This is a genomic window from Halobellus sp. H-GB7 (assembly GCF_030848585.1).
Lineage (GTDB): Archaea > Halobacteriota > Halobacteria > Halobacteriales > Haloferacaceae > Haloquadratum > Haloquadratum inordinatus.
Map to the genome: position 1 here is coordinate 33278 of NZ_JAVDDW010000009.1, position 23163 is coordinate 56440.

The 23163-nt window shown below is 66.6% G+C and carries 22 protein-coding genes; 17 read left to right on the forward strand and 5 right to left on the reverse strand.

Annotated elements, in window-relative coordinates; all coding sequences use genetic code 11:
- Window positions 1-67: 67 nt before the first annotated feature.
- The 5 genes from RBH22_RS13880 to RBH22_RS13900 all read left to right on the forward strand — a co-directional run bounded on the left by RBH22_RS13880 (window position 68) and on the right by RBH22_RS13900 (window position 5396).
- Window positions 68-490 carry a 30S ribosomal protein S6e gene (locus RBH22_RS13880; RefSeq protein ID WP_256546243.1) on the forward strand — a complete coding sequence of 141 codons (423 nt, stop codon included), beginning with the start codon at window positions 68-70 and terminating at the stop codon, window positions 488-490.
- 6 nt (window positions 491-496) lie between these two features.
- Window positions 497-925, forward strand: a complete 429-nt coding sequence (locus RBH22_RS13885) for a hypothetical protein (RefSeq protein WP_256546244.1) — start codon at window positions 497-499, stop codon at window positions 923-925.
- 90 nt (window positions 926-1015) lie between these two features.
- Window positions 1016-2806 (forward strand): oligoendopeptidase F, encoded by a 1791-nt coding sequence (gene pepF / locus RBH22_RS13890; protein WP_306677876.1) that lies wholly within the window; start codon window positions 1016-1018, stop codon window positions 2804-2806.
- A 62-nt stretch (window positions 2807-2868) separates the two neighbouring features.
- Window positions 2869-4260, forward strand: coding sequence for an FAD-binding oxidoreductase (locus RBH22_RS13895; protein ID WP_256546246.1), 1392 nt, complete (start codon window positions 2869-2871; stop codon window positions 4258-4260).
- 53 nt (window positions 4261-4313) lie between these two features.
- Complete coding sequence (locus RBH22_RS13900; protein WP_256546247.1) at window positions 4314-5396, forward strand: aldo/keto reductase; 1083 nt, start codon at window positions 4314-4316, stop codon at window positions 5394-5396.
- A 360-nt stretch (window positions 5397-5756) separates the two neighbouring features.
- Here the strand turns inward: RBH22_RS13900 and RBH22_RS13905 are convergent, their stop codons facing one another.
- Together RBH22_RS13905 and RBH22_RS13910 are read right to left on the reverse strand one after the other, a co-directional pair.
- Complete coding sequence (locus RBH22_RS13905) at window positions 5757-7298, reverse strand: heme-binding protein (protein WP_306677877.1); 1542 nt, start codon at window positions 7296-7298, stop codon at window positions 5757-5759.
- 101 nt (window positions 7299-7399) lie between these two features.
- Complete coding sequence (locus RBH22_RS13910) at window positions 7400-9214, reverse strand: site-2 protease family protein (RefSeq protein ID WP_306677878.1); 1815 nt, start codon at window positions 9212-9214, stop codon at window positions 7400-7402.
- Between the two features lie 222 nt (window positions 9215-9436).
- Between RBH22_RS13910 and RBH22_RS13915 the strand changes: the two genes are divergently transcribed.
- Window positions 9437-9976, forward strand: coding sequence for a hypothetical protein (locus RBH22_RS13915; RefSeq protein ID WP_256546250.1), 540 nt, complete (start codon window positions 9437-9439; stop codon window positions 9974-9976).
- A 155-nt stretch (window positions 9977-10131) separates the two neighbouring features.
- Here RBH22_RS13915 and lysS read toward each other — a convergent pair whose 3' ends face one another.
- Both lysS and pyrH read right to left on the reverse strand, forming a co-directional pair.
- The gene (gene lysS / locus RBH22_RS13920; protein ID WP_306677879.1) at window positions 10132-11778 is read right to left on the reverse strand and encodes a lysine--tRNA ligase; all 1647 of its coding nucleotides are present in this window, start codon (window positions 11776-11778) and stop codon (window positions 10132-10134) included.
- Window positions 11779-11781: 3 nt separating this feature from the next.
- Window positions 11782-12501 carry a UMP kinase gene (gene pyrH, locus RBH22_RS13925; RefSeq protein WP_256290263.1) on the reverse strand — a complete coding sequence of 240 codons (720 nt, stop codon included), beginning with the start codon at window positions 12499-12501 and terminating at the stop codon, window positions 11782-11784.
- Between the two features lie 154 nt (window positions 12502-12655).
- Here pyrH and RBH22_RS13930 point away from each other — a divergent pair, with 154 nt between their 5' ends.
- The 3 genes from RBH22_RS13930 to RBH22_RS13940 all read left to right on the forward strand — a co-directional run bounded on the left by RBH22_RS13930 (window position 12656) and on the right by RBH22_RS13940 (window position 15369).
- On the forward strand, window positions 12656-13477 hold the full coding sequence (locus tag RBH22_RS13930; RefSeq protein ID WP_256546252.1) for a molybdopterin synthase: 822 nt from the start codon (window positions 12656-12658) through the stop codon (window positions 13475-13477).
- 303 nt (window positions 13478-13780) lie between these two features.
- Window positions 13781-14050, forward strand: a complete 270-nt coding sequence (locus tag RBH22_RS13935) for a hypothetical protein (RefSeq protein WP_121569137.1) — start codon at window positions 13781-13783, stop codon at window positions 14048-14050.
- Window positions 14051-14229: 179 nt separating this feature from the next.
- On the forward strand, window positions 14230-15369 hold the full coding sequence (locus tag RBH22_RS13940; protein ID WP_256546253.1) for a site-2 protease family protein: 1140 nt from the start codon (window positions 14230-14232) through the stop codon (window positions 15367-15369).
- A gap of 55 nt (window positions 15370-15424) precedes the next feature.
- Here the strand turns inward: RBH22_RS13940 and thiL are convergent, their stop codons facing one another.
- Window positions 15425-16297, reverse strand: coding sequence for a thiamine-phosphate kinase (gene thiL / locus RBH22_RS13945; protein ID WP_306677880.1), 873 nt, complete (start codon window positions 16295-16297; stop codon window positions 15425-15427).
- 141 nt (window positions 16298-16438) lie between these two features.
- Here thiL and RBH22_RS13950 point away from each other — a divergent pair, with 141 nt between their 5' ends.
- From RBH22_RS13950 to truA, 8 genes are all read left to right on the forward strand, one after another.
- Window positions 16439-17485 (forward strand): lysylphosphatidylglycerol synthase transmembrane domain-containing protein, encoded by a 1047-nt coding sequence (locus RBH22_RS13950; RefSeq protein ID WP_256290324.1) that lies wholly within the window; start codon window positions 16439-16441, stop codon window positions 17483-17485.
- A 326-nt stretch (window positions 17486-17811) separates the two neighbouring features.
- Complete coding sequence (locus tag RBH22_RS13955; protein ID WP_256290259.1) at window positions 17812-18267, forward strand: 30S ribosomal protein S19e; 456 nt, start codon at window positions 17812-17814, stop codon at window positions 18265-18267.
- Between the two features lie 67 nt (window positions 18268-18334).
- Window positions 18335-18697, forward strand: coding sequence for a DNA-binding protein (locus RBH22_RS13960; protein WP_121569132.1), 363 nt, complete (start codon window positions 18335-18337; stop codon window positions 18695-18697).
- Window positions 18698-18704: 7 nt separating this feature from the next.
- On the forward strand, window positions 18705-19304 hold the full coding sequence (locus tag RBH22_RS13965) for an alpha hydrolase (protein WP_256290258.1): 600 nt from the start codon (window positions 18705-18707) through the stop codon (window positions 19302-19304).
- 60 nt (window positions 19305-19364) lie between these two features.
- Window positions 19365-20246, forward strand: coding sequence for a DMT family transporter (locus tag RBH22_RS13970; protein ID WP_306677881.1), 882 nt, complete (start codon window positions 19365-19367; stop codon window positions 20244-20246).
- Between the two features lie 76 nt (window positions 20247-20322).
- Window positions 20323-21618: a histidine--tRNA ligase gene (hisS, locus tag RBH22_RS13975; RefSeq protein ID WP_256546258.1), complete on the forward strand. Its 1296-nt coding sequence runs from the start codon at window positions 20323-20325 to the stop codon at window positions 21616-21618.
- A 79-nt stretch (window positions 21619-21697) separates the two neighbouring features.
- Entirely contained in the window at window positions 21698-22234 is a 537-nt protein-coding gene (locus RBH22_RS13980) for a universal stress protein (RefSeq protein WP_306677882.1), read from the forward strand.
- Window positions 22235-22247: 13 nt separating this feature from the next.
- Entirely contained in the window at window positions 22248-23123 is an 876-nt protein-coding gene (gene truA, locus RBH22_RS13985; RefSeq protein ID WP_306677928.1) for a tRNA pseudouridine(38-40) synthase TruA, read from the forward strand.
- Window positions 23124-23163 lie beyond the last annotated feature (40 nt).

Here is a 23163-nt window from a genome sequence, read left to right on the forward strand (position 1 = left end):
CCCGTACGGCGTTCGCCCGAGAGTCGCTTTCGACGTACTTTTTATCGGCGGCCGTCTCGTCTCCCCTATGGCTGAATTCAAGGTCGTCGTCTCCGACGAGACCGGACACACCCAGCAGTTCGAGGTCGACGGACAGGACGCGAACCGATTCCTCGGTCGCGAACTCGGCGACGAGGTCGACGGCGGTGCCGTCGGTCTCGACGGACTCACCCTCGAACTCACCGGTGGCTCCGACGAGGCTGGCCGCCCGATGCGCGAAAACGTCGCCGGATCGAACCTGAAGGAACTGCTCCTGGAGGGCGGCGTCGGTTACAAGCCCTCCCGCGACGGCGAGCGCAAGCGCATCACCGTCCGCGGTCGGCAGGTCTCCGAAGAGACGGCGCAGGTCAACGCCTCCGTCGTCGACGGCGCAATCGAAGACGTCCTCGGCGGCGACGAGGAAGACGAAGAAGCCGGCGACGAAGCCGACGACGAAGCCGACGAAGAGTAAGCGACCGTGTCCGAGCGCGTCCCGAGCGACCACCCCTCGGTGACGAGCCTTCACGCGACGCTCGCCCGCAGCGGCGGCACCAGACGCCCCTGTCTTCGCCTCCCCGACGGCGTCGCCGCCGAGGAGGGCGACGTCGTCCGACTGCTACTCGACGGTATCACGACGTACGCGCGGGTCGTTTCTGACTCGACCGGGCTGCTCGTTCGCGGGTCCTACGACAACGAACGGCTGGTCCGCGAGCCACGCGAGGGCGAGAACCGACTCGTCGAGTGGTGTGACGAACACGACCGCGACCCCGACGACGCGGTCGAACTCGACGAACTCGATCCGGGATTCTGCTATGGGCTCCGCGAACCCGGTGACCGACTCGTCTACGACGTCCCTGCGCGCCCGAACGAGTCGCTTCAGGACATCGCCTCTTCGCTCCGCGAGTAACGCGTTCGGGTTCTCTCGTCTCGCTTCTTCTCTGTCCCCCAATTTCCCCGCGTGAGTAAGCCTTACCACCACTCCGCTGTTTCTCCAGGTATGAGTCAGGTTCCCGAACGGAGCGAAATCGACACCGAGGACAAGTGGGACCTCGCGAGCATCTACGAGGACGACGAGGCCTGGCAGGCCGCCTACGAGTCCGTCAGCGACCGCGTCGACGACCTCCGGGCGTACGAGGGCCGCGCGACAGAGAGTCCCGAAACGCTGCTCGAACTGCTGGAACTCCGCGAGGAGATCCTCCGAGAGGTCTCGAAAGTGAGCAGCTACGCGAGCCTCCGGAGCGCCGAAGACACCCGAAATCAGGAGTACCAGGCGCTCCAGGCGAAAGCGGAGTCCCTCTCGTCGTCGGCGCAGTCGGCGACGAGTTTCCTCGAACCCGAACTACAGGAACTCGACGAGAGCGACGTCGAGTCCTTCGTCGACGCCGAGCCCGAGCTCGCGGAGTACGAGCATTACTTCGACGACGTCCTGCGAATGAAGCCGCACACCCGGTCGGCGGAGGTCGAAGAGCTGCTCGCCGAGCTGGGCGAAGTCGCGGGCGCCTCCTCGGACATCTACGGGATGCTCTCGAACGCCGATATGACGTTCCCGACCGTCGAGCGCCCCGACGGCGAGGACGTCGAGATCACGCAGGGGAACTTCACGAAACTCCAGAAACACCCCGACCGTGCGTTCCGCCGGGAGGTCTACGAACAGTTCTACGACGAGTGGGCCGACGTCCGCAACGCCGTCGGCACCTCGCTGAAGAACAGCGTCAAGAAAGACGTGAAGTACGCCCGCGCACGCAACTACGAGACCGCGCGCGAGGCCGCGCTCGACGGCCCCAACGTCCCGGTCGAGGTGTACGACAACCTCGTCGAGACCGTCCGGGAGAACCTCGACAGTCTCCACCGCCACGGCGAACTGAAGCGCGAGGCGCTGGGCGTCGACGACCTCCGGATGTGGGACCTGTATATGTCGATGACGGGTGACGAAGGGCCCGAGATTCCCTACGAGCAGGCGACCGAGTACATCGTCGACGCGCTCGAACCGCTCGGCGAGGAGTATCAAGAACGGGTCGAAGAAGGCCTGGAGTCGCGCTGGGTCGACGTCTACGAGAACCGCGGCAAGCGCTCGGGCGCCTTCTCGGCCGGCACCTACGACACCCAGCCGTTCATCCTGATGAACTACCAGGACGACATCGCCTCGATGTTCACGCTGGCACACGAACTCGGCCACTCACTGCACTCCGAACTCGCGAAAGACCAGCAACCTTGGCAGTACGCCGACTACACGATCTTCGTCGCGGAGGTCGCCTCGACGGTCAACGAGACGCTTCTGACGCAGCACCTCCTCGAGACTGTCGACGACGACGAACTCCGGATGCACGTCCTCGACGAGTACCTCGAACGCTTCCGCTCGACGCTGTACCGCCAGACGATGTTCGCAGATTTCGAACTCCAGATCCACGAGGTCGCCGAGGCCGAGGGCGCGCTCACGCCCGACCGCTTCGACGAGACGTACCGCGACCTCAAAGCGGAGTTCTACGAACCGGCCGAACTCGACGACCGGATCGCCCGCGAGTGGATGCGCATTCCGCACTTCTACTACAACTACTACGTCTACCAGTACGCGACCGGCATCTCGGCCGCCGTCGCGATCGTCGAGCGCATCCTCGAAGAGGGCGAGGACGCCGCCGCGGCGTACCGCGAGGCGCTAGCGCTCGGCGGCGCCGAATACCCGATGGACGTCCTCGACACCGCCGGGGTCGATATGACCTCGCCGGAACCGATCGAATCCGCGCTCTCGGTGTACGACGACTACCTCGATCAGATGGCCGACCTGCTCTAAGCCGCGGTTTCGGAGGCGGCGTCAGCCCCAAGCGGTAAGCCACACCACGTCTTCGACCCGATATGGACGCGAATCGAGAGGCGCGAGCGATCGCCGCCTCGCTCCCGTTCGATCAGTTTTCGTCGGGACTCGACGGGTCGCTCGTCACGCCGACGGACGATTCCTACGCGGCGGCGCGCCGCGTCTGGAACGGGATGGTGAACGAATACCCCGCGGCCATCGCGTACTGCGAGAGCACTGCCGACGTGCGAGCGAGCGTCGCGTTCGCTCGCGAGCACGACGTCGACCTCACGGTCCGAAGCGGCGGCCACAGCGTCTCGGGTGCGTCGGTCGCGTCCGGAGCGCTCGTCGTCGACTGCTCCCGAATGGAGTGGGTGCGCGTCGATCCCGACGACCGGACGGCACGCGTCGGCCCGGGAGCGACCTGGGGCACAGTCGACCGCGCGACTCAGTCGTTCGGCCTCGCGACGCCCGGCGGGGTCTTCTCGGACACTGGCGTCGCCGGCCTCACGCTCGGCGGCGGAACGGGCTATCTCTCGCCGAAACACGGTTTCACGGCCGACAACCTCCGGTCGATCGACGTCGTCACCGGCGAGGGCGAGCGCGTAACGGCGGGTCCGGACCAACGCACAGACTTGTTCTGGGCGGCCCGCGGCGGTGGCACCGTCGGCATCGTCACCGCGTTCGAGTTCGACCTCCACCCGCTGGATCACGACGTGCTCTACTTCGAGTCGTGGCTGCCGATCGATGCCGCCCCCGACGCGCTCCGAGCGTACCGCGAGTACCAAGGCGACGCACCCGACGAGTCCTGTGTCTCGCCGTACTTCGCTGCTGTCCCGGCGACGGCGGAGTTTCCGGCCGACCGGCACGGCGAGTTCGCTTTCGTTCTCTCGGGGGTCTACGCGGGCGATCCTGTGGCCGGGCGCGACGAATGTGCACCGTTCATCGACCGGGCGGACGCCTTCGCGGCGTCGACCGACACGATGGCGTACACCGACCTCCAGACGATGATGGACCACGACTTCCCCGACGGCCGTCACTACTTCTGGAAGTCGGTGCCGCTCCCGGAACTCGGCGACGACGCGATCGATCTCCTCGCCGACACGGCGACGAGCGCCCCCTCGGAACTCTCGACGGTTGTCGTCTGGCCGATGCACGGCGCGGTCGAACGCGTCTCCGACGAGACGAGTCCGGTGGTCGGCCGAGACGCGGCGGTCGTCGTGAACGTCGAAGCCGCCTGGGACGACCCGATGGCGACGCCGGAGAACGTCCAGTGGGTGCGCGAGACCTGTCGAGAGTTCCGCGCTCTCGACTCCACGCCGGGCACGCTCCCGAACTTCGCCGGCGGGAGCGCCCCCGACGCCGACGACGTGTACGCGACGCACGCAGACCGACTCCGCCGGGTGCGCGAGCGATACGACCCTGCGGGTGTCTTCCGATACGAGCGCGAGTGACTCTGTAGCGCGGTAGCAGACAGTATAAGTGAATCGACCCCTAACCGTGGGATATGAACCATCGGACACTGGGCGATTCCGACGTCGAAGTGAGCGAAGTCGGCTTCGGCGCGTGGGTCGTCGGCACCGACTGGTGGGGCGACCGGACGCGATCGGACGCGATCGAGATGATCCACCACGCCATCGACGAGGGCATCACGTACTTCGACACCGGCGACGTGTACGGTCACGGCGAAAGCGAAGAAGTCCTCGGCGAGGCGCTCGCCGACTACCGCGAGGAGGTCACCGTCGCCACGAAAGTCGGCTACGACTTCTACAACAACCCCCAGGCTGGACACGGCGAACTCCCGAAGGAGATGTCCGGCGAGTGGGTCCGCTCGGCGACCGAAAAGAGCCTCGATCGGCTCGATATGGAGTACGTCGACGTTCTCCAGCTCCACAACGCGAACGTCGAGGAAGTCGACGCCGACGTTCTCGAAGCGCTCGATGAACTCCGCGAAGAGGGGCTCGTCCGCTCGATCGGCTGGGCGCTCGGCCCCTCGATCGGCTGGCTCGCCGAGGGCGATATGGCGATCGAAGAGGAGTTCGACTCCCTGCAACTCGTCTGGAACCTCTTCGAGCAGGAGGTCGGCAACCACTTCCTCGACACGATCGAGAAGACCGGCTCCTCGACCAGCCTCATCCCGCGCGTGCCGCACTCCTCGGGCCTCCTGAACGAGCAGGTGACGCCCGAGACCGGTCACGACCTCGACGACCACCGCGGCTTCCGCCCCGACGCGTGGTACGAGACGGGCTGGGAGAAAGTCGACGCGCTGCGCTTCCTCGAACGCGACGGCGAGCGCACGATGGGACAGGCCGCCATCGCCTACCTCCTCACCTACGACGAGGTCGCGTCGGTGACGCCGACGTTCCACACGAAAGAAGACATCACCGAGTGGGCCGCCGCCTCCGAGGTGCCGAAACTCTCCGACGAGGAGATGGCGCGCGTCGCCGACCTCTATGCGGACAACTTCGGCGTCGACCGCGACGACGGGATGGACGAACTCCGCTCGTCGGTCGGCGGCGAGGACATCCGTGCCGCCGGGATCGACAAGCGCGCGACGAGCGGACCGCGAAACTCCGCGTCCTCGGACTGATCCTCACCTCTCGCCGTGACCGATCGAAAAACAGCGTTTTTCGTGCTGACCGCGGTCGCACACGTCGTATTGACCCTCTGGGTCCGGCGTGATGCGCGCGAACGCGACGTCGACCCGTCGCCGTGGGATACCCTGACGCTCCTGACGGGCGCCGTCGGCGTCCTCGGATACCGGCGGCGGCGCTGACTGACCGTCTCGCCGGATTCACCGCTCGCGACCGTCTGTCGTCGACGAGCGGGCGAAATAAAATCGAACCCCCTCGTTTCGCTTCGAAACCGGATGACTGCGGTGTGTCATACGCTGCAGTCGCAGGAAGGCGTGGAGTGGAAGCGACCCTCTGTGAGTGGTCGGAACGTTCTGTTACGCCAAGAAGACGTGTCGCGGCCGGTCAGCGAGGATGTCGCGACCCCACTGGACCGTCTCGCTGAACTCGTCGGAGCGGAAGAACGCCATCGCGTCCTCGCGGGCGTCCCACTGGCTGGAGATGAACATATCGTTCTCGTCTTCGACGTTCACCATCAGGTCGGTGTCCTGGTGACCCTCCATCTCTTCGAGGAGTTCTCCGACGGTGTCGAACGTGTCGACGAAGTCTTCCTGATGCTCGGGCTTGACCGTGTAGAACATCCCCATCGTTCCGAAGCCGGACTCCTCGCCGGCGCGGGAGACGATCTCGGGGAGTTCCGAGAGGAAGCCCGCGGCCGTCTCGGCAGCAGATTGGGTGTCCCAGATGCTCACGACGGCGCTGCGGTCGCGCCCGCGGGCCTCGTAGACCGCAGTCTTGACGTGCGTGCCGTAGTGCTCGAAGTTCCCCCGCAGGCCCTCGACTTCGTCGAACAGTTCGTCGGTGTCGGCCTCGGAGTAGAGAACCGTCGCGTAGACGTCTTCGCCGTGCGGCTGACCGGCGTAGATGTCCAGATCGGCGAGTTCCGCGCGGATGTCGCTGTCGTCGCTCTCGGAGTCGGTCGCGTGAGCGCCGCCGTGGTGGCCGTCGCCGTCTTCGCCGCCGTGTCCGTGCCCGTCACCGTGGGCAGATTCGCCGTGGCCGTGTTCGTGACCTTCGCCGTGAGCGTGTCCGTGGCCGCCCTCGCCGTGGGCGTGCCCCTCGTCTTCGTGTTCGCTCGTCGGGACGGCCGCGCCGTCGAGATACGCGCCGAGGTCTGCGGGCGGGAAGCGGCGGCCGACGTAGAACTGGCCGAATTCCCCGTACTTCGAGGAGACTTCGTCGAAGCGCATATCGTAGACGATGTCTTTGATGTCGGTCGGATCACCGGCAAAGAGAGTGACGCCCCACTCGTAGTCGTCGAAGCCGACCGAGGAGGCGATGACCTGCTTTATTTTGCCGGCGTACTCCTTGCCGGTCTCGGCGTGCGTCGCCATCATCTCCGCTCGGTCCTCCATCGAGAGGTCGTACCAGTTGTGCTCCTCTCCGCGCCGCTTCGACATCGGGTAGAACGCGACGTACTCGTCGTCGGGGATCTCCGGCGTCAGTTTGTCTTCCATATACGTCCGGATTCCCTGGTCGACGGATTCTGGGTCCTCGAAGTACTCGGGTGCGGTGTACCCCGAGATTTCGACGACAGAGACGTAGGAGGTCGGCTGTTCGGTGAACTCCGCGAGTGCGGTCTGTTCGAACTGACGCTCGGCCCGCGAGAGGTCGTCGAGCGTGGGCCGGAAGTGGACGACGAGCAGGTCGGCCTTGTGTCCGAGGACGGAGAAGACGGCCGACGCCCCCTCGTCGGCGTCGATGTCGGCGACGTCCTCGTGACGGTCGAGGTACGCCGTCCCCTCCTCGACTGCGCGCTCTCGCTCGCGCTCGGGCGCGTCGCGCCACGCGTCCCAGTCGATGGTGCGGAAGTCGTGCAGCACGAACCAGCCCTCGTCTGTCGGTGGGGCCTCTGGCATACGCCGGGGTTAGCACGCCACCCGTATGGGCGTTGCGAGTCGTTCTCGGCCGACGGGAATCGATCTGCGGCGTGGCCGCGGGGTCGCAGCCGAAATTTGCCTTACCCGCCGAGGACGGTCGGGCCGAACACGAGCAGCAACAGCGACGCCAACATCGTCAGTCCGATGCCGGTCGTGATGGTTGTCACGACCCGATCACGGTCCGAGATCGGCAGTCGCGAGACGACCGCCTCGACGCTCGCTCGGAGGATTCGCCCGCCGTCGAGCGGGTAGCCGGGGATGCAGTTGAACAGCCCGAGCTGGAGGTTGATCCACGCCATCCAGAAGGCGACGTTCGCGAGGAGGAACACGCCCGTCCCGAGGAAGCCGAGCGGTCCGGTGATGGCGTAGAAGTTGAACACGGCTCCGGTGAAGCCGGGGAAGTTCGGGATTCCCAGCACGAGTGACGCGAGGGGGAGCACGAGCGCGACGTAGACGGTCGCGAGCGGCGAGTCCGCGACGGGGCCAGTGAGCCCGGTCGCGTCGGGACCGCCGTCGCCGCCGAGGAGTTCCACGTACGTCCCTGCCGGGTACGACTGCACGCCGAAGTCAGTTATTAGCAGCCCGCTCGTCCCCGGGAAGATGTTGACGCCGAGGAAGCCGGTGCCGTCCCGGGGGTTCTCGCCGAGCGTCACCTCGTAGGTCTCGACCGTCCCGTCGTGGTAGAGTTCGACAGCGACCGTCTGGCCCGGCTCGGTCGCGTCGAGCGCGCGGGTGAGTTCCGTCGAGGAGACGACGCGCTCGCCGTCGATCGCCATCACGATCACGCCCGGATCGGTCGGCGCGCCGGACTGTGCGAGCGGTCCGTCCTGAGCGACTCGCGTGAGGTACGCGCCGACCGGGATCGTGACAGTTCCGCGGTCGGTCGTGAGCTCTGCGAAGCGACTCTCACCGACGGCTTCGGCGAAGCCCGTCCGCGTGTAGACCGCCGAGCCGTTCACCTGGGTGACGGCGATCGGTTCGCCCTCGATACTGAGGTTCGCCGGGTTTCCAGCCACCGACCCCGCGACGACGAGCGACCGCTGGACGTCGACGGTTCGCACCTCCCGATCAGCCGCGCTCTCGCCGCTGTCGAGTTCGACTGTCACTGTTCGCTGGTCGGTGCCGAGCAGAGCCGTATCGAGTGAGCTCTCGTTGCTCACGGGGACGCCACCGACGGCAGTGATCCGATCGCCCTGTGCGATCCCCGCGGTCGACGCGGGCGAGCCGTCGTAGGCGCCCTGAACGGCCATCCCCGGCGCGACGCCGATGCTCCCGATGATCGGGCCGAAGAGGAGGACGAACGCGACGAACGTGACGAAGAAGTTGTTCGTCACGCCCGCGGCGAACATCCGGGTCCGACCGCCGCGGCTGGCGTTTCGCTGGCTCTCCTCGTTGGGTTCGACGAACGCCCCCAGCGGAATGATGGTGAAGAGGAAGACGCCCATCGACTCGATGTCGATGTCCTCGACGCGACAGAGGATGCCGTGGCCTCCCTCGTGCACCACGAGGCCGACCAGCAGGCCGAAGACGATCTCGGGGGCGACAGAGAGCGGTAGGAAGTCGTTGACGCCGGGGATCACGAGGAAGTTCTGTGGCTGATTCACCGAGGACGGCGGCGGCGGGTTGCGCGCGATCGCGATCCCCTGCACGAGCAGGAAGAAGAACATCCCCGCCATCACGACGAGGGTCGCGCCGACGCCGAGATTGGTCCACGCGCGCCAGAACCGCTTCGGCGTCGCGATCCAGTCGATGAAGTCCCGGCCGCGTTTCGTGTGGACGGTCGTGAACGGTCCCTGGATTCGAACGGAGGAGGGCAAGAGTCCGCGCTGCGAGAGGAAAAGCGCGGCTGCCGAGTACGCGGCGAGCCCGACGAGCACCCACAGAAGCGTGTTCATCGTCGGAACGCAAGGGTCGCGCGCAGAAAGATGTTCCCTCTCTACCTTTTTACTGCGTCGAGTGTCCCGAAGGCGCACCCTCCTTGCAAAACGCTGGTTCAAAAACTACCGCGAGACTCGCGGTCTACGCTTTGCGACCGAGAGTCGGTCGCAAACGCAGCCTCTGGTCTGTGATTCTCCCCGTGCGAACCCCTTTTGCCGATGCCGCGCAATCCACGGTAAATGTTCGACAGCCGCTCTTATGAGGTCCGCCAGAAGATCGCCATCGGAAACAAGTATCGCGTCTACGAGGACGACACGCCGATCCTCGAATCAGCCCAGAAGAAGTTCCGGCTCAAGGAGGACTTTCGCTTCACCGATCCCGAGACGGGTGCCGAGCGCTTTCGAGTCAAAGCCAGCAGCATCCTCGACATCGCGGCCGCCTACGACATCGTCGACTCCCAGTCGGGCGAGCGCGTCGGCGCGGTCAAACGCGAGGCGATCTCGTTTTTCAAACACGAGTACTCGCTGCTCGCCCCCGACGGGACCGTCGTCGCGAGTATCCGCGAGGACAACGTCCCGCTGGCGATCGCCCGCCGCCTCCTCACGACGCTGATTCCGTTCTCCTACGAGGTCGTCACGCCGGACGGGCGCGTCGTCGGCGAGGCCCACGAGCACTTCTCGCTCCGCGATAAGTACTCGATCGAACTCCACGGCGACGAGGTCGACCCCCGGCTGCTCGTGGTCGGGATGGTCGTGGTCGACGCGATCGAGGAGAATTAACACCCACCTTTTTTCACCGGGGCCTCGCGATGCCTTCGGCGGCGCGAGGCCCCGGTGAAAAAAGGTGGACCAAAAAACCCGCTCGGCTCGCTGCGCTCGCCTCGCGGTTCGGTCGCTCGTCTCCGCGCCGCGCCGCACTGCACCGCGCTGTACCGCTACGACTCGCGCCGCAACCGCGCGACGACGAACTCGGTGTCGAGTTCGCCGAGGAACTCTCCGAGGCGCGGCCCCTGCGGCTGATCGAAGAACAGCAGATAGCCCGCCTCGAAGAAGTCGCCGACCTCGATGTCGTGCCGGCGCGCCGTCTCGTACATCTCCCCTTGGATCTCCTCGCCGTCGTGCCCCGCCGCGACGAACTCCGCGAGCTCGTCGAGTGCGGTCGCGACCGCGTCGTCGACGTCGACCTCCGGGAGGTCTTCCTGGATCCGGTAGTTGTACTCGTTGTCCAGGCGTTCGGCCCACGCCCGGGCTCTGTCGACGCGTTCGAGTGCCTCCTCGATCGCCCACTCGGGCGTGTCGTCGTCGAAGTACCCCTCGTTGCGGGCCATCTCGATCCGGAGGTCGCGGTCGTCGGTCATCCCGAGGACGGCCGCGAACGTGTAGGGAAGCCGCACGCGGTCCTCGCGCACCTCGTCGACGACGAAGGGGTACGCGCGCTCGGCGAACGCGGTCAGCGTCTCGTCGTCGACGTCGCCGAAGTACGCCCGCTCGAAGCGGTCGAAGTCGTCGACGAGTTGGTCCAGTCGGGAGATGTCGAGGTCCCGGGCCTTCCGGGGATTGAGCGCGAAGAAGTACCGGAGTACCTCGGGTTCGAGGAGGTCGAGCATCTCCGGGACGGTCACGATGTTGCCCTGCGAGGACGACAGCGCCTCGCCGTTGAGCGTGAACCACTCGTAGACCATCGGCACGGGTGGCTCGATGCCGAGGACGTTGCGGGCGATGTCCTCACCGGACGGCCACGATCCCTCGGCGTGGTCCTTGCCGAACGGCTCGAAGTCGACGCCGAGCACCTGCCACTGTCCGGGCCACTCGAAGCGCCAGGGGAGTTTCCCTTCCCGGAACGTTGCCGTGCCCTCGTGGCCGCAGCCTTCGATGGTCTCGTCGCCGACGGTCATATCGGTACAGACGTAGTCGACAGTGCCGGCCTCGAGGTTGATCGACGTGACCCTCTCGGTGATTTTCCCGCACCCCTCGCAGATGGGGTTGAACGGAACGTAGTCGGCGTCGACCTTCGCCTGGTACTCCGAGAGCACCTCCCGCGCCGTGTCGGCGTGTTCGAGGACGTGCTCGACGACCTCGTCGAAGGTGCCGTCTTCGTAGAGTTCGGTGTTCGAGAGCATCTCGACCGGCACACCGAGGCGGTCGGCGTCGGCTTTCAGGAGCGCCGCGAAGTGAGCGGCGTAGGATTCAGACTCCCCGAACGGGTCCGGGATGTCCGTGTACGGCCGCCCGAGGTTCCGGCCGAGTGCCCCGGCGTCGACGTCGCCGAGACCGACGATGTTCCCGTCCGTATCGGCGAGCTTTCGGGGGAGTTTCCGGAGCGGGTCGCGGTCGTCGCTGGTGAAGACCTGCCGGACCTCGTGACCGCGCTCGCGGAGCACCGCAGCGACGAAGTAGCCACGCATAATCTCGTTGAAGTTCCCGAGGTGGGCGACGCCGGAGGGGGAGACGCCGCCTTTGATCACGATCGGGTCCTCGGGATCGCGTGCCTCGATCTCGTCTGCGACCTCGTCGGCCCAGAACGCGCGCTTCGGCTCCGCACTCGCGTCGTCTGCGTCTTGCGTCTCTCTGTCTTCGCTCATCGGTTATCGCTGCGTCCAGTAGCTCGGTTCGCCGTCGACGCCTGTCGGGACGATGTCGGTACCGGTGTGCTCGCCGCGGAGGACGGCGTCCTCGATCCGACTGGGGTCGGTTCCGTCGAGCACGATCGTCCGCATCTCCGCGCGCTCGATGAGCTTCGCGGCCAGCAGATCGACCGGGGCCGACGCGCCGGCGTCGCGACTCATCGGGGCGATCACGTCGACCAGTTCCCCACCAGTCAACTGTTCGTACTTCTCGGCGTCGTCGTCGGTGCTCGGGTCGGCGCTGTAGACGCCGTCGACGCTGGTCGCGTAGACGAGCAGGTCGGCTCCGACGTACTCGGCGAGGGCCGCCGCGACAGCGTCGGTCGTCTGCCCGGGCATCACGCCGCCCATCACCGAGACGTCGCCGCGCCGGATCGCGTCGCCGGCGTCCTCGTAGTCGTGGGCGACTTTCGGGTCGACGCTGGGACCGAGTGCGGCGATGAGCAATCGAGCGTTGATTCGGGTCACGTCGATGCCGATCTGGTCCAACTGGACCTCGTTGGCTCCCAGCTCGCGGGCCGCGCCGATGTAATCGCGCGCGACGCCGCCGCCGCCGACGACGGCGCCGATCTCACAGCCTTCCTCCGCGAGTGTCTCGACGACCGCTGCGTGGCCCTCGACGCGCCTGGCGTCGAGGTCCGGAGCGAGCACGCTCCCACCGATGGAGACGACGACTCTCATTGCACCGACGTTGCCGCGAACCGGGCTTAAGGGTTGTCAACCGCGTACGCGGGGCCGCAGCGCCACGAGCGAGTAACATCTGCTGTGGGTCGCCCCGCTGCGTGCAGCACCGTAGCCGACAGGATAAAGCCGCTTCCCGCCCCGAATTCGGAGTATGCAGGTACTCGGAGTCGTTGGACCCGGCGCGCTCGCTCTCTGTGAACGCGTTGCACCGCATCTGGACGGCCGCGTCGCCCTCGTCGAGCAGCAGCCGGGCGAATTCGGGCAGTCACAGGCGGATATGTCGGTCCGCTCGAGCTTTCAAGGGCGCCCGGACGGGACGGATGCGGCGTACGAAATCAGTGGCGACGGCGTCTGGGCCGCTGCGGGCGAGGGGCGGAGCCTCGAAGACGTGCTCGACGATCTCGCGCCACAGTACGACCACGCTCTCCTCACGGGTGCTCCCGACACGACGTTCCCGACCGTTGCGCTCGGTGGCGAGGAAGCAGAAAACGTCGCCATCGAAGCCGAAACCGTCGACGACGTCGACGTCGAGGCTGTCCTCGATGCGCTCGCGGACGCCGAACCCCACGTGACGCTGGACACGCTGGTCGAACAGGTGAAGGCGTCGCCGCGGGCCGGCCGTGCGGGGGCCATCGCGACGTTCACGGGTCGGGTCCGCGCCAAGGACGGCGAGGACGACCCGGAGACGCTCCGACTCACTTTCGAGAAGTACGAGGGCGTCGCCGAAGAGCGGATGCGAACGATCGAGTCGGAACTGATGGAGCGCGAGGGCGTCGAGGAGGTCGTCCTCTTCCACCGGACGGGGGCGCTCGAAACAGGCGAAGACATCGTCTTCGTCGTCGTCCTCGCCGGACACCGCGAGGAGGCCTTCGAGACAGTTTCCGACGGGATCAACCGTCTCAAAGACGAAGTTCCGATCTTCAAGCGCGAAACGACCGTCGAGGAGGACTTCTGGGTCCACGATCGGCCCTGATACGTTCGCATTACTGACTCATCCGACGCGTCGCGGGCGCGGCTCTTTCGTACTAACCGGACCTTTTTGCCGGCGTACACCTCCCATACCGGGGTCAAACGACGGTCTCTGACTACAACTTCTTCCAAATAAACAATCTTGAAATAAACACACAGAGAAATTTTTAAAAGGTCTAAAAGATACTGAATACGTCTTAAAACAACCGTCTGACGACGATTTACCGGTGAATCGAGCCGAATTTCCACCAACGTTCCTCCCTTTATATACTCCCCTGACGACAAGGGGTGAGTGAGGTGACACTCAATGAGCGCAACCGCGACACCCTCCACTGACGCCACCGGCGAAGACCTGTCCAAAGAAGAGCGCCTGAAGTCCTTCCTGCTGGACAAGGCGCAGGACGGGGAGATGTACTTCAAATCGAAGTTCATCGCCGACGAAGTCGGTCTCTCTCCCAAGGAGATCGGCGCGCTGATGGTGAAACTCAAAGACTCCGCCTCGGAGCTCACCGTCGAAAAGTGGTCGTACACGAGCGCGACCACGTGGCGTATCGAACCCGCACAGGACGCGGCGTAACCTCGGATCGCGCTCCCACGAGCCCGTCCGACCGCAGGTTCCGTGGTGCCACGCTGTAGACCGCCCGACAAACGTCCCCCATTTTCCCCCATTCGTCGACCACCGAGCAGTCTCGACGCTCTGCGCACGACTCTCTTCCGTCGGGGAGTTTATCCGACTGTACGCCATATCACGTCGTGATGGATTCCCCCGATTCGGCGGCGGAGCCGCCGGTCGACGACCTCCAGTCGGTGTTTCATCTCCACGAGACCCGACGCGACGGGGACCGCGTGCTCTTTTACGGCCAGTCGCTGGTCCCAGAGCAGATGCTGGTCCGTGAGGTGTGGGAGCCGTTCCGCGAGGCGGGCTACGAGGTACAGGTGTCGACGACGCGGGACAACCGCCAAGACGTCGTCGTCGCACGCCCCGTGACGAACGGCGTCGACGGCGTGCCGTGGAAGAATCTCGGGCTCTTCCTCGCGACGATCGTTTCGACGCTTCTGGTGGGCGCGCTGACGTGGTACTACATCCCGCTCTCGGACGTGCTCGCGAATCCGCTCCTCGTGCTCCGAGCCTGGCCCTTCACGGCGGCCGTCCTCGGAGTGCTCGCGACCCACGAACTCGGTCACTACGCCCTGGGACGGTACCACGGCGTCGACGTGTCGCTCCCCTACGTGATTCCCTTCATTTTCCCGTTCGGGACGCTCGGCGCAGTCATCCGAATGCGCGGGCAGATGCCGGACCGGAAGACGCTGTTCGACATCGGCGTCGCGGGGCCGCTAGCCGGCCTGGCGGCGACGATCGTCGTCACTGCGGTCGGCCTCACACTCCCGCCGGTCGAGGTGCCGCCGTGGGCGCTCCAGGGGAGCGGGCAGGTCATCGTGTTCAACAATCCGCCGCTTTTGAACCTCCTCGCGGGGCTCCTCGGCGAACCGACCGAGTACGCCGACCCGACAGTCGCGGTCAACCCCGTCATCATCGGCGGCTGGGTCGGGATGTTCTTCACCGTCCTGAATCTACTTCCGGTCGGGCAACTCGACGGGGGGCACGTCCTGCGCGCGATGCTCGGTGAGTCCCAAGAGCGCGTCGCAGCGCTCGTTCCCGCCGTCCTGTTCGGGCTCGCCGCGTACCTCCACTACGGACTCGGCTACGCGCTGAACGAATCGGTCGGACTGTGGGCGTTCTGGGGACTGCTCTCGGCCGTGATCGCGTTCAAAGGACCGGCGGATCCGATCGACGACTCACCGCTCGATACGCCGCGGGTGCTCGTCGGAATCGCCACCTTCGCGCTCGGCGCGCTCTGTTTCCTCCTCGTGCCGATCGAAGTGATGGCAGTCTGATCTTATCGTGGTCTGATCGAGCGAGAATCGGGGCTCCGCCGAGAACCCGACGCGTTCACCCGTGGGTGTAGCCCTCATCGGCCAGCAGTTCGCCGTCGACGAGGACCCCGTCCTCGGTGACGTCGCCGACGACGGTGAGGGGTACGGGCGATCCTGCCTTCGCAGCGTCGACGGCTTCGGACGGCAACGTACAGACGAGTTCGAAATCCTCGCCCACGGTCGTCGTCATATCCCATCTATCAGCCGCGTCCACGGCGTACTCCTCGACCGCGTCGTGGACGGGCACCTCCTCCGAGGAGACCTCGAATCCGACCCCCGAGGCCTCCGCGAGTTGGTGTAGCGAGCGGGCGAGGCCGTCCGAGGAGTCCATCATCGCCGTCACGTGGGGAGCGAGCGCGACGCCGGCCGCGACGCGGGGTGTGAACTGAAACAGCTCGTTCCCGCGTTCAGTGTCGCCGGCGGCGAACGCCCGGAGGGCAGCGGCGGTCCGTCCGAGCGCGCCAGTCACACAGACGACCTCGCCGGGAGCCGCACCGGAGCGCAGTACCGGAGCGTCCGTCTCGCCGAGCGCCGTCGTCGCGACCGTAAACTCGCTCGTGGTGTCGAGGTCGCCGCCGACGTATTCGGCGTCGACGGCCTCACAGACGTCCACTGCACCGTCGAGAAACGCGTCGAGTTCCGCTTCGTCGAGCGTCGGCGCGGCGTAGGCGGCGACCGCGGCGGTCGCGGACGCGCCCATCGCGGCCACGTCCGAGAGCGACGCGCCGACCGCGCGCCAGCCCGCCGTGTAGCGGGTCGTCCCGGCCGGGAAGTCCGTCGACTCGTGGAGCATATCCGTCGTCACGACGAGTCCGTCGACGACGGCGGCGTCGTCGCCAGCGGCCGGGAGCGAAGCCGCGAGCCGCCGGAGCGCCGAACGTTCGTCCATAGGGGGCGTCCGCCCCGGGTGGGCAAAAACCCGACGTCACGCTGTCGGTGGCGAGTGTCCCCGGCACCCACGTCCGTGAACGATTCCCACACCGTCGGGTGTTTCGATGGCTTGATGCCCGGAAGCACCGACGAGCAACGTATGGCCCGCGAGAACGTTCGAGCCACGATTCTCGGCTTCCTCGCAACCGTGGGCGTTTTCGCACTCCTGTTTTACTTCGCCGGCGTCGACGACCTGCTCAATACGCTGGGGATGGCCGATCTCGGCTACGTCGCGCTGGTCGTTCTCGCCATCTTCGCGTGGCTCGGTGCCTGGAGCCTCGCGCTGAACACCGTCCTCGACGTCCTCGGCGTCGATCTGTCGTATTTCACGTCGTTTCTCGTCTTCGCAGGCGCGACCTTCTCTAACAACGTCACGCCGTTCGGCCAGGCCGGCGGCGAACCCGTGACGGCGTATCTCATCTCGCAGGCGGCCGACGCGGAGTACGAACGGAGCCTCGCCGCCATCGCCAGCGTCGACACGCTCAACTTCGTCCCGTCGATCACCATCGCGCTCGTCGGGGCGGGCTACTTCGCCACGGAGGTCGCACTCGGTTCCAACGAGAACCTCCTCTTGGCGTTCGGGGCGGTCGTCGTGCTCGCGCTGGCGGTGCCCACGCTCGTCTACGTCGGCTGGAAGCGTCGCTACCGCCTCGAATCCCGCGTCGTCGACGCGCTGACACCAGTCATCCGGTCGATCGCAGACTGGATTCCGCGCGTTCCCGTGCCGACGCCCGAGGGCATCGAACGCCGCATCAACGGCTTCTTCCGAGCGATCGAGCGCGTCGCCTCCAACCCTCGCGGACTCGCGCTGGCGCTCGGTGCGTCGGCGACTGGCTGGCTCTGTCAGATGGTCGCCCTCTGGCTGGCGTTCGGCGCGATCGGCGTCGACGTCCGCCTCTCGATCGCGCTCATCGTCGTCCCGATCGCGGCAATCGCGGGCGTGACGCCGCTACCCGGCGGTGCTGGCGGCATCGAGACCGTGCTCGTAGTGCTGCTGCTCGCCGCGCCGCTTCCGCAGGTGACCGAACCGATCGCGGTCGCGGCCGTCGTCATCTTCCGCGGGGCCGTCTACTGGATCCCGACCGTACTCGGCGGCGTCGTCGTGGCCTGGATCGGGAGCGGAATCGGCATCGGAGCCGATAGCTGATAGGGATTATCGTACGTCTCCATAGATGTCTCGCCGGACGATACGGCGAGAATCTCCGAACAGTTACGATAATCCCTATGATACTGTCGGACAGAACGATGTGAAGCGTATCGGCACCCCGCAGGGGCCAACACGATTCACGGACTTCTGTCCGACAGTACGAGACTGACAGACGCGACTGCTTCGAGAGATTCCGCGACTCGGAGCGACGACGACTCCACGGACACGTGTCCGACAGTCTGCGGGCTCACAGCAGTGAGGTTCCGTCTCACGGGCTGTAGACCCGATACGATGGCTTTAAACGACGCCGTCGGGAATTGATCCCTATGGTAAGTGTCTACGACGTTCCGGCCGACGCCCTCATCGAGGACGTCGCCGACCGCCTCTCGGATCGAATCGAGGAGCCTGACTGGATCGAGTACGCCAAGACCGGCCAGACCCGCGAGCTCCCGCCGCAGCAGGACGACTTCTGGCACGTCCGCGCCGCGTCGCTCCTCCGCAAGGTCGCCAAAGAGGGTCCGATCGGCGTCGACCGCCTCGCGACGGAGTACGGCGGCCGCAAGCGCGGCTCGAACCGCTACCGCGTCTCCGGCAACAGCTCTGGCAACGGCAGCAAGAAGATCATCCGGAAAATCCTCCAGCAGCTCGAAGACGAGGACCTCGTCGAGACCGCGAAGGGCCAGGGCCGCCGCATCACCAGCGAGGGTCAGAGCTTCCTCGACAACGCCGCCTCCGACGTGCTCGAAGAGCTCGACCGCCCGGAACTCGAACGCTACGCGTAATTTCGCCCACGACTGTCGAGGCCGAACGACGTAACCGTTTTTAGCGCCGCGACGGAATCGTAAGGCGATGAGTGGAAACCCCGACGACGACCGACTGGAGGAACTGCGCGAAAAGAAGATGCAGGAGCTCCGCGACCAGGCTGAGGGCCAGCAGGGCGGGCAGGCCAACGAGGCCGCACAGGACGCCGCGCGCGAACGGGCCGAGGCCCAGCAGGAGGCGATGCTGAAGCAGTATCTCACCGACGGGGCGCGACAGCGTCTGAACGCCGTCGAGATGTCGAAACCCGACTTCGCCGAGTCGGTGAAGAAACAGATCGTCGCGCTCGCACAGAGCGGCCGCATTCAGGACCGCATCGACGAGGATCAGATGCGAGACCTGCTCCGGGAACTCCAGCCCGAATCGAAGAGCTTCGACATCCGCCGGCGGTAGCGGACTCGTGGACCTCGCGCTCCTCTACAGCGGCGGGAAAGACTCCACGCTCGCCGCGCTGTTTCTCGATTCCTTTTACGACGTGACGCTCGTCACCGGCTGTTTCGGCGCTACCGACGACTGGGAACACGCCGAAGCCGCCGCCGACCGGCTCGGCTATCCCTTCGAGGTCGTCGACCTGGATCGGTCGGTCGCCGAGGAAGCGACGGCGCAGATGCTCGAGGACGGCTACCCGCGGAACGGTATCCAGCGGGTGCACGAGCACGCTCTCGAACGGGTCGCCGAACTCGACGTCGACGCCGTCGCCGACGGGACGCGTCGCGACGACCGCGTTCCGACGATCTCGCGCGCGCAGGCGCAGAGCCTCGAAGACCGACACGGGGTCGACTACCTCTCGCCGCTCTCCGGACTGGGACGGCGCGCTATCGACCGCGTGGTCGAGGAGACGCTGGCCGTCGAGACGGGGCCGTCAGAAACGATCCCGAAGGGCGATTACGAAGCCGAACTTCGGGCGCTGATCGCCGCCGAGCACGGCCACTCGGCCGTCGACTCGGTCTTCCCCGACCACACTCAGTCGTACGTCCGCGGACTCCGTGAGGACGGGTAGCCCGGGACGCTCCCGGCCGGAATCCGAACACATTTCTCCCGATGACGGCCACGTCGAGACGTGTTCTCGCTCTCTCCCGGCATCGGCTACTCCCTGGCTGCGGCCCTCGTCTGGGGGACGTACATCTTCGCCCTCAAGCAGTACTTCGGGGAGTACCCCGGCACGGTCCTGACGGTCGGTATCAACGCCGCGGCCGTCGCGTGGTATCTCCCGCTCACGGTTCGCCGCACCGACCCCGCTACTGTGCCCTCGATCGCGTCGTTCAATTTTCACGAGGGCGCGATCGTCCTCGGGACGATTCTCGCGACCGCGGCGGCCTTTCTGATCTTCCTGCGGGCGCTCGATGCGGGTGAGGTCTCCTACGTCGCACCGATTAGCAAGATCGTCCCCGTGTTCGTCCTGCCGATCGAGGTGGTCTTCCTCCAGCAGCGACTCACGCCGCTACAGGTCACGGGCGTCGTCGTCGCGACGCTCGCGGTGTACGTGGCGAACTACCGCACCGGCTCGCTCTTGGACCCGATTCGGAAAGCGGCCTCCTCGCGGGCGGCCCAGTTCGGTCTCCTGAGTGCGGCCTGTTTCGCTCTCAGCGACGTCGGCAAGCGGGTGGCGCTTCAGGAACTCGCCCTGCCGCTGGAACTGTGGGTCCCGACGGTGCTCGGCGGCGTCCTCGTGGCTGTGCTCCCGCTTGCGGTCCGCGAGTGGGTCCCGATCCGCGATGCGCTGCCGAAGTTCCTGCTCGCGGGTGGCGGCGTCGCGCTCGGCGAGCACATCACGTCGCTGGCGCTTTCGACCGTACCGGCGTCGATCGCGTCGCCGATCATCAACACGCAGGCGGTCGTCGCGGTGCTTCTCGGCGGCGTTCTCCTCCGGGAGGACGCCTTCCGGACTCGACTCGCCGCGGCCGCGCTCGCCGTGGTCGGCGTCGGCCTCATCGCGGCCTGACGTGACGGCGTGGGGCGGCGGCGCCTCCCTGCGCGCCTTCAACAGTTTCAAGCGCGACACCGCCGAAACCCGCGGTATGTACGACCGACTCAAGGGCTTTCGGGACTTCTACCCCGAGGAGATGGCCGCCCGGCGGCAGGTCGTCGACACGCTCGAGGACGCCGCCGCCCGGTACGGCTTCCGCGAGATCTCGACGCCTGCGCTCGAACGCACGCAGATGTACGTCGACAAGAGCGGCGAGGAGATCGTCGAGGAACTGTACGCCTTCGAGGACAAAGGCGGCCGCGGGGTGTCGCTGACGCCGGAGCTGACGCCGACGGTCGCGCGGATGGTCGTCGCCAAGCAACAGGAACTCTCGAAGCCGATCAAGTGGTACTCGACGCGGCCGTTCTGGCGCTTCGAGCAGGTCCAGCAGGGGCGGTTCAGAGAGTTCTACCAGACGAACGTCGATATCTTCGGCTCTTCGGCCCCCGAAGCTGACGCGGAGGTCTTAGCGTTCGCCGCCGACGCCCTCACCGATCTCGGCCTGACCGGCGAGGACTTCGAGTTCCGCGTCTCCCACCGCGACATCCTCGGCGGCCTCCTCGAGACGTTCGACGCCGACGTCGACACCCGCGCTGCGATCCGCGCGGTCGACAAGCGCGCGAAAGTCGAGGAGACCGAATACCTCGGGCTGCTCTCGGACGCCGGCCTCTCCTACGAACAGGCCGAGGAGTTCGACGACCTGGTCGCGACGGGCGACCTCGACGAGATCGCGGCGTTCGGCGGCGACGACGTCGAAGCCGCCGTCGAGAACCTCCGGAACGTCCTCGCGGCCGCCGAGGACTTCGGCGCGCGGGAGTTCTGCGAGGTGTCGCTGACGACGGCCCGCGGTCTCGATTACTACACGGGCGTCGTCTTCGAATGCTTCGACTCGACGGGCGAGATTTCCCGATCCGTCTTCGGCGGCGGTCGCTACGACGACCTCATCGAGAGCTTCGGCGGCCAGCCCACCCCGGCGGTCGGCGTCGCCCCCGGACTCGCCCCGCTCTCGCTGCTCTGTCAGCGCGCCGGCGTCTGGCCCGACGAGGCGCTCGCGACCGACTACTACGTCCTGACCGTCGGCGACACCCGCGAGGTGGCTTCGCGGATCGCCCGCGACCTCCGCGCGGCGGGCAACGTCGTCGAAGTCGACGTCTCCGATCGGAGTTTCGGCGCGCAGATGGGCTACGCCGACGGAATCAACGCCGAGACGGTCGTTATCGTCGGCGAACAGGACCTCGCGAACGGCGAGGTGACGGTGAAAGATATGGGCTCCGGCGAGCAGACGACCGCTCCAGTCGACTCTTTCCCCGGCGACCGCGCGTCGCCGACCTACGACGACCTCGTCTGATACCTACTTCGCGTTTCCTCTCGACTACGCGATCCGCTCACGCGGTGGAATTTTATCTCTCCTGGCGCGTCTATGTGGTATGTACGACACGATCCTCGTCCCCGTCGACGGGAGTGCCCCGAGCGACGCGGCGGCCGACCGTGCGATTGAGATGGCACGGGACACCGAGGCGACGCTCTCTGTCCTCTCGGTCGTCGACGTCCCGCGCCTCTCGGCTGCCGGACTCGACACCGAGGCGTTGCTCGACGGATACGAAGCGGAGGCCGAACGCCACGTCGAAGCCGTCGCCGATCGTGCTCGCGAGGCCGACGTCGACGTCGCGACTGTCGTTCGCCGCGATTCACCGTACCAGGCGATCCTCGATCAGATCGACGCCGTCGACGCGGACCTCGTCGTGATGGGCAGCCACGGCCGTCACGGCCTCCAACGCTACCTCCTCGGGAGTACGACCGAGCGCGTGCTCAGACTCGCGGCGATCCCCGTCTTAGTGCTTCGCGGCGACGACAGCAGCTATCACGCCCCCGACGCCGCCCACCGCGATGCCGCCGGTCACGACGTCGAAACTCCCGCGGACGATGCCGACGCGCCGAACGAGTTCGACACTGCGGATGAGTGAGCGCGCAGAGCGCGTGCGTGCTTTCCGAGTCGCCTACGACGGTCGTCCGTTCCACGGTTTCCAGCGACAGCCCTCGGTTCCGACGGTCGAGGACGCCATCTTCGACGCGCTCGATTCCCTGAACGTGTTCGATCGGACCGCACAGGACAAACCGACGAACTACGCGGCGGCCGGCCGCACGGACGCCGGTGTCTCGGCGCTGGCGCAGACCGTCGCGTTCGAGTGTCCCGCGTGGTGTACGCCGCGAGCGCTGAATAGCGCGCTACCGGCCGGCGTCCGAGCGTGGGCGGCCGCGGACGCAACCGCGGACTTTCACGCGACGCACGACGCCGCCCGCCGCGAGTACGTCTACGACCTCTACGCCCCCGACCTCGACGACGAACGCGCGACGGCTGCTGCGGCGGAACTCGACGGCGAGCACGACTTCCACAATCTCACGCTCGACGATCGGGGGACCGTCCGCGACGTCTCTATCCACGTCGAACGCGACGGCGAGTTCCTGGTGCTTCGCGTCGGCGCCGGCGGCTTCCCGCGCGAACTCGTCCGCCGGCTGGCGTCGGTCGTCCGGAGCGTCGCCGCAGGGACTCGGAGTCTCGACGACGTGCGACGACTCCTCGGCCCCGACGCACTCGACGGTCCCGAGGGAGTTCCGTCGGCACCCCCCGAGCCGCTGCTGCTCGCGGGCGTCGACTACCCCGCGCTCGACTTCGAACGCGACCCGCAGGCCGCGGCGAGTGCAGCCGACGTGTTCGCGGCGCGCCGACGTGACGGTCTCGCTCGCGCCCGCGTCGCCGGTCGCATCGCCGACAGCATCGACGGTAGCCTCGACGACAGCGTCGCCGGCCGCACCGCCGACAGCATCGACGGTAGCCGCGACGGCCCGAGATAGCGCTGCCACTCTTGCCGTCTCGATAGCGCTCGGGAGTCGA